The sequence below is a fragment of the Pseudomonas sp. TWI929 genome (assembly GCF_039673335.1).
Taxonomy (GTDB): Bacteria; Pseudomonadota; Gammaproteobacteria; order Pseudomonadales; family Pseudomonadaceae; genus Aquipseudomonas.
This window is the reverse complement of the sequence record NZ_JBDJLK010000125.1, coordinates 1-11,029: the sequence shown is the minus strand read 5'-3', so window position 1 is coordinate 11,029 and position 11,029 is coordinate 1. Positions and strand designations below refer to the sequence as shown.

Here is an 11,029-nt window from a genome sequence, read left to right as displayed (position 1 = left end):
GTGGGGGGTTATTCCTCTATTTGGGTTGGCCTGGGCCGGGTGTTGTGGGGGGGGGGCCCGCTACGGGCCCGGCACAGGCTACGAATCACTCGAGGTTGAAGGTGATCCTGAACGCTGCGCCGCCCAGCGGCGAATCTCCCAGGCTCAACTCGGCGTCATAGCTGTCGACAATATCCTTGACCACCGCCAGGCCGATGCCCTGCCCCGGGTGCTGGCTGTCCAGCCGCTCGCCACGCTCCAAAATACGTTCACGCTGATCGGCCGGCACCCCCGGCCCGTCGTCCTCGATGCACAAGGTCAACCGCCCCGGTACCTGCTCCAGGCTCACCCTTACCTGGCCCAGGCTCAGGCGGTAGGCGTTTTCCAGCAGGTTGCCGAGCAGTTCCAGCAACGCGCCCTGCTCCATCGGCACTTGCGCCGCCTCTGGCAGTTCCAAGGCCACGTTCACCTGCTTGTCCCGATAAACCTTGGCCAAGGTGCTGCACAAGCTATCAAGCAACGGCCGCAGCACCACGCTGTGGCGTACCAGGCCACTTTTGCGCAGGCTGGCGCGTTGCAGCTGGTAGTCGATCTGCTGGCTCATGCGCTCGATCTGGCTTTGCAGCACCCGCGCCTGCTCGCGCTCGCCGCCGCGCTGCTGCAGGCTTTCGCCTACCCCCTGCAACACTGCCAACGGGGTTTTCAGGCTATGCGCCAGGTCATCCAGCGAATCGCGGTAGCGCGTGCGTTGCTCACGCTCACTGCGCAACAGGCGGTTTAGCGAGCGGGTCAGCCGCAGCAATTCACGGGGATGCTCGCCGCTCAGGCCATCACGTGCACCCGATTCCACTTCATCCAGCTCATGGCTTAGCCGGCGCAACGAGCGCAGGCCCCAGGTCAGGCCAGCCCACAGCAGCACCAACAGCGCCAGCAAGGCAGCGCCAAAGCCCAGATAGAGCTTTTCGCGCAGGCCATTGAGTGTGGCCTTGTACTCGCTCACGGGCTGCAGGGCGACGATGCTGTAGGCAGCGCTCTGGCCACCCAGCAGCTTGATCTCGACGTCATAGACGAAGAACTCTTCGCCGTCGGCTTGGTGAATGCGAGCGAATTCGTTGCCGCGGCCGTCGTAGCGCGGGCGGTAGTTGATGTGCCGGTCGGCGGTGGCCCGCGACTGCCAGACCAGGTTGCCGTCGCGGTCGAAGATGTAGCCGAGCAGGCCGGTGTACGGCAGGTTATAGCGCTCGTCCGGCAACAGCGTCGGCATCTGCAACTGGCCATGCTCGATGCGCGCGGCGGAAATCAGCGTGGTCACGTCCGAGGCCAGGCGCTGCTCGATCGACTCCTGCAGGGCCAGGCTGAAGGCCTTCTGCAAGGCCGGCAGCAGCGCCAGCATGAACAGCAGCGCCAGCACTGCGGCTGCCAACATCAGGCGCACCCGCAGCGAGCGGATCATCGGCAGCGCTCGGTGAACAGGTAGCCCAGGCCGCGTACGGTATCGATCGGTTTGAAGCCCTGCTCGCCCTCAAGCTTGCGGCGCAGGCGGCCGACCAGCACCTCGATGACATTGGGGTCACGCTCCTCGTCACCTGGGTACAGCTGCTCCATCAGGCGGTCCTTGGCCACCACTTGCTGGTGATGGCGCATGAGGTATTCGAGGATACGGTATTCGTAGGCGGTCAGCGCCAGCGGCTGTTCGTCGAGGGTGGCCTGCTTGCGGTTGAGGTCGAGCACCAGCGGGCCGGCGGCGATGGTCGACTGGGTGAAGCCGCTGGAGCGGCGCAACAGGGCATTCAGGCGCGCTTCAAGCTCCTCGAACTGGAACGGTTTGACCAGGTAGTCGTCGGCCCCGGCAGCCAGGCCCTCGACCTTGTCCTGCCAGTTGCCACGGGCGGTGAGGATGAGGATGGGGAAGGTCTTGTCCTGGCTGCGCAGGCGCGTGATCAGCTCCAGGCCACTGATGCCGGGCAGGCCCAGGTCGATGATGGCCAGGTCGAAGTGGTACTGGTCGGCCTGGTACAGCGCCTCTTCGGCATCGGCGACGGCCTCGACCACATGGCCGCTTTCGCCCAGGCGGGTGTAGAGGTGATGGCGAAGCAGGGCTTCGTCCTCGACCACCAGCAGTTTCATGTGCAGCTCCTTTTCATCTATTGCCTGTGCCGGCCTCTTCGCGGCTAAAGCCGCTCCCACAGGGATAGCGCAGTTGTTGAAACCTGCGCAGTCCCTGTGGGAACGGCTTTAGCCGCGAAGAGGCCGGTACAGGATAACCCGGCTCGCCCGTCAGAACTTGTAGGTAGCAGCCAGGTAAGTCTGTGCGCTGCTGGTCAAGCGCAGAGTGCCGTCCTTCGGCCCGCCATGTGCGCCCACTTCAGTCGCGGCGTTGGTGCGCAGGTAACGGTAGCCGAGTTCGACCGAGGCCTTGTCGGTGATGTCCTGGATCACCCCGGCCTGCAGGCCGTAGGCATAACCGTAGTCGGTATCACGGCTGGCACCTGGCGAGTCCTGGGTGAGTTTGGTCACGCCCAGGCTGCCACCGCCGAACAGCTTGGTGGTATCGCCCACCGGCAAGAACAGGTCGTAGCTGCCCAGCAGGTTTTCCTGGCGCAGCTTGAGGCCGCTGTGGTCACCGGAGACGTTGTCGTAGGTCATGTAGTAGCGGCCCTGATCATTGATCTTGCCCACCCGCACACCCCAGGTGCCATCCTTGTCGATGATGCCGTCGGCGTTGAGGTGGTCAGTGTTGCTCTGCAGCAGGCCGGACTTGCGAACTTTGTCGCTGGTCTGGCCGTAGGTCAGGCTGGCGAAGTTGTCGTCGGCGGCCTGGGCGCTAGTGATGCCAGCGGCACAAACGGCCATGGCGGCAAGCAGGGTGTTGAAGGTTTTCATGGCTGGATACTCCAGTTGGGTGCGCTGTTTCGGTCTGGAAGCTAGAGTAAGCAGGGCACCCTGAACCGCGACTGAACCCTGGCTGAACCCCAGCTGAACGAACCGTTTGCAGAACAAGGAGTAATGACCATGCGTGCCCTGCTGGCCGTGACCCTGATGTGCAGCGCCGCCCTCGCCCAAGCGGCGGTACAAACCCGCGAGATCCCCTACCAGGACGCCGACGGTAACCGCCTGGTCGGCTACTACGCCTACGACGACGCCGTCGAGGGCAAGCGCCCCGGCATCGTCGTGGTGCATGAATGGTGGGGGCTGAACGACTACGCCAAGCGCCGCGCCCGCGACCTGGCGGCGCTGGGCTATAACGCGCTGGCGATCGACATGTATGGCGACGGCAAGCACACCGAGCACCCTGCCGACGCCAAGGCGTTCATGACGGCGGCGATGAAGAACCCGAAGGCTGCGGAGCAGCGCTTCGATGCTGGCCTGGAACTGCTCAAGCTGCAGCCCAACACCAACAAGCACCAGTTGGGGGCAGTGGGTTACTGCCTTGGTGGCAAGGTGGTACTCGACGCCGCTCGCCGAGGGGAGAAACTGGACGGCGTGGTGAGCTTCCATGGCCCGCTGGGCACGGAGACACCGGCCAAGCCCGGCGTTGTACGAGGGGATATCCTGGTCGAGCACGGGGCCGCGGACAGCATGGTGCCTGAGGAGCAGGTGACTGCGTTCAAGGCAGAAATGGATGCAGCCAAGGTCAACTACCAGTTCGTCAGCATTGAAGGGGCCAAGCATGGGTTTACCAACCCGGATTCGGACCGCTTGAGCCATGGCGAGCATGGTGGGCCGGACATTGCCTACAACAAGGCGGCGGATGAGAGCTCGTGGGCGGATATGCAGGCGTTCTTCAAGAAAGTGTTCAAATAAAGAGCGCTGGGGGCCGCTTCGCGGCCCAATCGCAGGCAAACCAGCTCCCACAAGGACCGCGCAAAACCTGAGGCGTGCGCTGTACCTGTAGGCGCTGGCTTGCCTGCGATGGGCTGCAAAGCAGCCCCTTGCGATCCCACCTCCCACACCGCTGCTGCGGCTGGCACAATAGCCCCCATGAACACACTCCCCGCCTGCTGCGCCCCGCTCCAGCACCACTGGCCCCTGCCCCGCCCACTGCCTGGCGCGGTGCTGGTCAGTTGTGCCTTCGACCCCGCCCGCCTGGCCACCGACGACTTCCAGCGCGCCGGCATCGTGCCAAGTGCCAGCCTGCAGCGCTCGGTGGCCAAGCGCCAGGCCGAGTACCTGGCCGGCCGCGTGTGTGCCCGCGCCGCACTGCAACGCCTGGACGGCCGCGACTACGTGCCCGGCAGCCATGAGGACCGCTCACCCGTCTGGCCCGCCGGTATCCATGGCTCGATCACCCACGGCAAAGGCTGGGCCGCCGCCGTGGTAGCCGCCGAAGGCAGTTGCCAAGGCCTGGGCCTGGACCAGGAAGCGCTGCTGGATGACGAACGTGCCGAACGGCTGATGGGCGAAATCCTCACCCCGGCGGAGCTTGAACGCCTGGACCGCCGCCAACTCGGCCTTACGGTGACCCTGACCTTCTCATTGAAGGAAAGCCTGTTCAAGACCCTCTACCCACTGACCCGCCAGCGCTTCTATTTTGAGCACGCCGAAGTGCTGGGATGGTCCGCCGATGGCCTGGCCAGCCTGCGCCTGCTCACCAACCTGTCGCCGCAGTGGCAGCATGGCGCAGAGCTGCAAGGCCAGTTTTGCCTGCAGGACGGCCACCTGCTCAGCCTGATCAGCGTCTGACCCTTACAGCGGTGCCTGTTGCCGTGGCCAGTTCAGGCTGAAGCAGGCACCGCCCAGCGCGGCACTGCGCCCCACCGTGGCCCGGCCCGCGTGCCAGTAGATGATCCGCCGCACGATCGACAGGCCCAGGCCATGCCCGCCCGATGCCCGTGTGCGGCTGTCGTCAAGGCGGGTGAACGGCGTGAAAATGCGGTCCCAGACCCCCTCGGGGATCCCTGGGCCGTCGTCCTCCACATCAATGCGGCAGCGTTGCTGCCCCAGCTGGTAGCTCAGGCGCACCTCGGACTCAGCATGGCGCATGGCATTGCCCACCAGGTTCTGCAGGGCCCGGTGCAGATAGCGTGGCTCGGCCTCGGCCCAGGCGCCATCAGCATCGGCCCCTTGGCAATCGCCACGCACCACCCGTATCTCGGCACGCAGCGGTGCCAGCTCTTCGATCACCCGGTCGAGCAAGGCATCCAGGTCGACCCGCTGGAACTGCAAGGCCGGCGCGCCCTGCTCCAGGCGGGCGTAGGTCAGCATTTCGTCGACCAGCTTGTCGAGGTCCTGGATATCCCCGTCCATACCCGCCAGGTGCTTGGCCCTGGCCTGCTCGGTGGTGGCGCTTTCAATCATCTCCAGGCCAAAACGCAGGCGCGCCACCGGCGTGCGCAGCTCGTGAGAAACCGCCCGCACCAGCTCACGCTGCATGGTCAGCGAGCGCTGCAGGTGCTCGGCCATACCGTTGAAGGCCGCTGCCAGGCGCCCTACCGAGTCGGCATCGCCGGCCGGCACGCGGGTGTCCAGGCTGCCCTGGGCAATGCGCGTGGCGGCAATCTCCAGGCCCGACACACGCCGCTCCAACTGACGCACCAGCAGGTAGACCACCAGGCCGATCAGGCACAGGCCAAGGAAGGCAATCAGGATCAACAACTGCGGCGGATAAGGATTGAGCTGGTAAAGCGGGCCGATTTCCAGCACCCACGGCGAGCCGGCCAGCCCGGCGAACACGCGGATCGAATCGCCATCCCTGCCCAAAGCCATGACCGTGTCGCCCTCTTCTACCCGGCGCCGCTGGTCGTCATCCAGGCTGACCCGCTCGATGCGCTGCAGGGCAACCCCGAAACCAAAGCCCTTGTCCCGCTTGATCTGCTCCAGCCGCTGCTGCTGCTCGCTTACCGGATAGCGCACCAGTTCATCGGCCAACAGATAGAGGGTGGCCCGCGCCAGCTGCTCGCTGACCTGTTTGATCTGTGCAACCAGCATCAGGTCTTCCTGGCCGACCTTGCGCAGCACCTGGGCGGCGTGCGGGCCGGTCTTCTCGACCACCACCAGGCCGCGATAAAGCCGCGCCCGCTGGCCGCCGTCGAGGGTGCGTGCAGTCATGGGTTGCAGCGTCAGCGGCACGCCGAGCAAGCGCTCCCAGATCAGCAACGAGCGCTTGCGTTCGGTCTCGTTCTGCAGCGCCAGGTTGTCGGCCATCAGGCTGAAGGTACCCTGGGCCAGGCCCTCGCGGTGCTGGGCGGCGCGTACTTCATTGACCAGGTGCAGGCTGAGCACGCCGAGCAGGGCCACCAGCACCAGCACGGCCAGCATGCCGCCATAGATGCGCAGGAAGATCGAGTTGTTCATGGCGCCTCGCCGACGAACAGGTAGCCCTTGCTGCGCAAGGTCTTGATCAGCCGTGGCTGGAGCGGGTCATCGCCGATCTTCGGGCGAATTTTCGAGATGCGGATGTCGATGGAGCGGTCCTGGCCGTCGTAGCCGACGCCGCGCAGCGCGGTGAAGATCTGCTCGCGTGTCAGCACCCGGCCGGCATTGCTGGCCAGCAGCCAGAGCAGGTCGAATTCGGCGCCGGTCAGCTCGATCAGTTGCTCACCCAGGCGCGCTTCGCGCAGGCGGTTGTCGATGCGCAGCGCACCGAAGGCCAGGTCCTGGCGCTTGCTGTCTGGCGCTTCGCTGCGGCGCAGCAGGGCCTGGATACGCGCCAGCAGCAGGCGTGGGCGCACGGGTTTGCAGACGTAATCGTCCGCCCCCAGGTCCAGGCCCTGGACCTGATCGAGTTCATCGCTGCGGGCAGTTAGCATGAGGATCGGGCCGGGGTACTGGCTGCGCACCCGACGGCAGATGCTCAGGCCGTCCTCGCCGGGCAGCATGAGGTCGAGGATGACCAGGTCGGGCTGGCTATCGACGATGCGCCGTACCGCACGGGCGCCATCGCCCTCGACGCTGACCTCGAAGCCGTTGGCTTGCAGGTATTCGGCGGTGAGGTCGGCCAGGCGCTGGTCGTCTTCGACAATGAGGATGCGGGGGGTGGGGTGGTCCATGGCTTTGGCCTTTGCTTGTTGTTTTTCTGTTGCCTGTACCGGCCTCTTCGCGGGCGCGCCCGCTCCCACAGGGACCGTACAGTTTTCAAGGCCTGCACAATACCTGTGGGAGCGGGCGTGCCCGCGAAAGGGCCGGCACAGGCAACATAACCCTTTAACCAAAAAGCAACATCACAGCCGGATACTACGTCCCACCATAAGCACTGCCAACCCGCCCGCAGCCCCGTCGACTGAACCGTTTTTTGTGATAGGGTTCGCGCCCGAAAAAAACTGCCCAGGGGCGGCAAAACGCAGAAAAATACTGCACACCACTTGGCACAAGGCCTACAGCGAATACCCACCATTCACTCACAAAGTACGCACAAGTTATCCACAGGCGCTCGCCTTGCAAAGCCCCCAATACCGCATTATCTTGTATCCCGATCGCAGCGAACCACTAGATATAGGGGTTCGTGCAAAATCACACACAAAAGTCAACCCGCAAAATCAAGCGATTTTCCGGTTGAACTTCAGGTGATTTCAGCAGCCATACCGCTCCTGCGGAGGCGACCGAGGCAAGCCCTTCCAGGGCCTTGTTCGGGTATGGGTGTGGCAGGCCAGGCCTGGCATCCATCAGCAACAGTTTTTGGGCCCAGCCCAGAACCTTTGACTTCGGCCAGGGAGCGGCAAGCCATTGCCCTTTATTCCTGAGTCTGTCCCGAAGTCGGTACGCCCGCGCGGGCGGATGCGCATGCATTGCGCATCCCCGCGAGGTTATCGAGCAAGTGGACGGAACGGTGGGCGCCCAAAAGGCGCCTGAACAATATAGAAACTGTGGAGACACCCACCCATGCAAACCGACACAACTCGCGAGAACCCGCAGGCCAAGGTGCCGCAGGCCGCCGATTCCAACCAGGATCTGGCTGCCACCGCCCCCGGCCAACTGCGCGTGATCAAGCGTAACGGCACTGTCGTCGCCTACACCGACGACAAGATCACCGTGGCCATCACCAAGGCGTTCCTCGCAGTTGAAGGCGGCACCGCCGCCGCTTCGTCGCGCATCCACGACACCGTCGCGCGCCTGACCGAGCAGGTTACCGCCACGTTCAAGCGTCGCATGCCATCGGGTGGCACCATCCACATCGAAGAAATCCAGGACCAGGTCGAACTGGCCCTGATGCGTGCCGGCGAGCAGAAAGTCGCCCGCGACTACGTGATCTACCGCGACCAGCGCGCCAAAGAACGCGCTACCCGCAGCAACGCCGACGCGGTGGTCGAGCCGCACCCGACTATCCGCATCACCCTGGCCGATGGCAGCCTGGCGCCGCTCGACATGGCCCGCCTGAACACCATCATCAGCGAAGCCTGCGAAGGCCTGGCCGAAGTCGATGGCGACCTGATCCAGCGCGAAACCCTGAAAAACCTGTACGACGGCGTGGCCATCAAGGACGTCAACACCGCCCTGGTGATGACCGCCCGTACCCTGGTAGAGCGCGAGCCGAACTACTCGTTCGTCACCGCCCGCCTGCTGATGGACACCCTGCGCGCCGAAGGCCTGGGCTTCCTCAACGTGGCCGAAAGCGCCACCCACCACGAGATGGCCGACCTGTACGCCAAGGCCCTGCCGGCCTACGTTGCCAAAGGTATCGAGTTCGAACTGCTGAACCCTGCCCTGGCCGACTTCGACCTGGAAAAACTGGGCAAGGCGATCAACCACGAGCGTGACCAGCAGTTCACCTACCTGGGCCTGCAGACCCTGTACGACCGCTACTTCATCCACAAGGATGGCGTGCGCTTCGAGCTGCCGCAGGTATTCTTCATGCGTGTGGCCATGGGCCTGGCGCTGGAAGAGAAAGACAAGGAAGCCCGTGCGATCGAGTTCTACAACCTGTTGTCGTCGTTCGACTACATGGCCTCGACCCCGACCCTGTTCAACGCCGGTACCCTGCGCCCGCAGCTGTCCAGCTGCTACCTGACCACCGTGCCGGACGACCTGTCGGGCATCTACCACGCGATCCACGACAACGCCATGCTGTCGAAATTCGCTGGCGGCCTGGGCAACGACTGGACCCCGGTCCGTGCACTGGGCTCTTACATCAAGGGCACCAACGGTAAATCCCAGGGCGTCGTGCCGTTCCTGAAAGTGGTCAACGACACCGCCGTTGCCGTGAACCAGGGTGGCAAGCGCAAAGGCGCTGTATGTGCGTACCTGGAAACCTGGCACCTGGACATCGAAGAGTTCATCGAGCTGCGCAAGAACACCGGTGATGACCGCCGTCGTACCCACGACATGAACACCGCCAACTGGATCCCTGACCTGTTCATGAAGCGTGTCTTCGATGACGGCAAGTGGACCCTGTTCTCGCCATCGGAAGTGCCAGACCTGCACGACCTGACCGGCAAGGCCTTCGAAGAGCGCTACGAGTACTACGAAGCCCTGACCGAGTACAACAAGATCAAGGTGTTCAAGACCATCCAGGCCAAAGACCTGTGGCGCAAGATGTTGTCGATGCTGTTCGAGACCGGCCACCCATGGCTGACCTTCAAGGACCCGTGCAACCTGCGTTCGCCGCAGCAGCACGTGGGCGTGGTCCACAGCTCGAACCTGTGCACCGAGATCACCCTGAACACCAACAAGGACGAGATCGCGGTCTGCAACCTGGGCTCGATCAACCTGCCGAACCACATCGTCGATGGCAAGCTGGACACCGCCAAGCTGCAACGCACCGTGAACACCGCCGTGCGCATGCTCGACAACGTGATCGACATCAACTACTACTCGGTGCCGCAAGCGCGTAACTCGAACTTCAAGCACCGCCCGGTCGGCCTGGGCATCATGGGCTTCCAGGATGCGCTGTACCTGCAGCACATTCCGTACGGCTCCGATGCGGCCGTCGAGTTCGCCGACAAGTCGATGGAAGCGGTCAGCTACTTCGCCATCCAGGCTTCCTGTGACCTGGCCGACGAGCGTGGCGCCTACGAGACCTTCCAGGGTTCGCTGTGGTCCAAGGGCATCTTGCCGCTGGACTCGCAACAGATCCTGATCGAAGCCCGTGGCCAGAAGTACATCGACGTCGACCTGAACGAGAGCCTGGACTGGGCGCCAGTGCGTGCCCGCGTGCAGAAAGGTATTCGTAACTCGAACATCATGGCCATCGCGCCAACCGCGACCATCGCCAACATCACTGGCGTATCGCAGTCGATCGAGCCGACCTACCAGAACCTGTACGTGAAATCGAACCTGTCGGGCGAGTTCACCGTGATCAACCCGTACCTGGTTCGCGACCTGAAGGCCCGCGGCCTGTGGGACTCGGTCATGATCAACGACCTGAAGTACTACGACGGTTCGGTGCAGCAGATCGAGCGTATCCCGCAAGAGCTGAAAGACCTGTACGCCACTGCGTTCGAAGTTGAAACCAAGTGGATCGTCGACGCTGCCTCGCGTCGCCAGAAGTGGATCGACCAGGCTCAGTCGCTGAACCTGTACATCGCTGGCGCCTCGGGCAAGAAGCTGGACGTGACCTACCGCATGGCCTGGTACCGTGGTCTGAAAACCACTTACTACCTCCGTGCCCTGGCCGCGACCAGCACCGAGAAGTCGACCATCAACACCGGCAAGCTCAACGCCGTTTCCAGCGGTGGCGACAGCGCCCCGGTCCAGGCTGCCGGCCCAGCGCCAGTGCCGAAGGCCTGCGCGATCGACGAGCCTGACTGCGAAGCCTGCCAGTAAGGCCTGAATGCCGCGCGGGGTGCCCATGGGTGCCCCGCGCGGCATTTTTGCATCCGCGCCCCGGAGAAACCTTGCCCTTTGCCCAGCGCTCGCGCGGCTCGGTAAAAGAACAGGACCTCTCAAAAAAGGATGTAAGCCCATGGCGCGGAAAAAACTGGCATCACGCAAGATTGGTCGCAACGCTGAAACCGGCCGCTTCACCTCGGTGGAGCAGGCACGCAAGCACCCCAAGACACACATAGTCGAAACGCTGCATAACCCACGCAGCTAACGCGGTCATTGTGGGAGCGGCCTTGTGTCGCGATAGGGCCGCGAAGCTGCCCCGGCGACTCATGCTGCGAAGCTGCAATTC

9 protein-coding genes are annotated in these 11,029 nt (G+C 63.8%); 4 read left to right on the top strand and 5 right to left on the bottom strand.

All coding sequences use genetic code 11. The features are described 5' to 3' along the window. Positions 1 to 85: 85 nt before the first annotated feature. From ABE456_RS26990 to ABE456_RS26980, 3 genes are all read right to left on the bottom strand, one after another. Positions 86 to 1,432 carry an ATP-binding protein gene (locus ABE456_RS26990; RefSeq protein WP_346646646.1) on the bottom strand — a complete coding sequence of 449 codons (1,347 nt, stop codon included), beginning with the start codon at positions 1,430 to 1,432 and terminating at the stop codon, positions 86 to 88. Continuing rightward, on the bottom strand, positions 1,429 to 2,106 hold the full coding sequence (locus ABE456_RS26985; protein ID WP_346646645.1) for a response regulator: 678 nt from the start codon (positions 2,104 to 2,106) through the stop codon (positions 1,429 to 1,431). The genes ABE456_RS26990 and ABE456_RS26985 overlap by 4 nt, the downstream gene beginning before the upstream one ends. A 150-nt stretch (positions 2,107 to 2,256) precedes the next feature. Then, the gene (locus ABE456_RS26980; protein WP_346646644.1) at positions 2,257 to 2,862 is read right to left on the bottom strand and encodes an outer membrane beta-barrel protein; all 606 of its coding nucleotides are present in this window, start codon (positions 2,860 to 2,862) and stop codon (positions 2,257 to 2,259) included. A gap of 129 nt (positions 2,863 to 2,991) precedes the next feature. Between ABE456_RS26980 and ABE456_RS26975 the strand changes: the two genes are divergently transcribed. Then, positions 2,992 to 3,783 (top strand): dienelactone hydrolase family protein, encoded by a 792-nt coding sequence (locus ABE456_RS26975; RefSeq protein ID WP_346646643.1) that lies wholly within the window; start codon positions 2,992 to 2,994, stop codon positions 3,781 to 3,783. A gap of 177 nt (positions 3,784 to 3,960) precedes the next feature. Continuing rightward, positions 3,961 to 4,662, top strand: coding sequence for a 4'-phosphopantetheinyl transferase superfamily protein (locus ABE456_RS26970; RefSeq protein ID WP_346646642.1), 702 nt, complete (start codon positions 3,961 to 3,963; stop codon positions 4,660 to 4,662). Positions 4,663 to 4,665: 3 nt separating this feature from the next. Here ABE456_RS26970 and ABE456_RS26965 read toward each other — a convergent pair whose 3' ends face one another. Together ABE456_RS26965 and ABE456_RS26960 are read right to left on the bottom strand one after the other, a co-directional pair. After that, positions 4,666 to 6,273, bottom strand: coding sequence for an ATP-binding protein (locus ABE456_RS26965; protein ID WP_346646641.1), 1,608 nt, complete (start codon positions 6,271 to 6,273; stop codon positions 4,666 to 4,668). Beyond that, positions 6,270 to 6,968: a response regulator transcription factor gene (locus ABE456_RS26960; RefSeq protein WP_346646640.1), complete on the bottom strand. Its 699-nt coding sequence runs from the start codon at positions 6,966 to 6,968 to the stop codon at positions 6,270 to 6,272. The genes ABE456_RS26965 and ABE456_RS26960 overlap by 4 nt, the downstream gene beginning before the upstream one ends. An 829-nt stretch (positions 6,969 to 7,797) precedes the next feature. Between ABE456_RS26960 and ABE456_RS26955 the strand changes: the two genes are divergently transcribed. Then, complete coding sequence (locus ABE456_RS26955; protein ID WP_346646639.1) at positions 7,798 to 10,677, top strand: ribonucleoside-diphosphate reductase subunit alpha; 2,880 nt, start codon at positions 7,798 to 7,800, stop codon at positions 10,675 to 10,677. A gap of 139 nt (positions 10,678 to 10,816) precedes the next feature. After that, entirely contained in the window at positions 10,817 to 10,948 is a 132-nt protein-coding gene (locus ABE456_RS26950) for a hypothetical protein (protein WP_346646638.1), read from the top strand. Positions 10,949 to 11,029 lie beyond the last annotated feature (81 nt).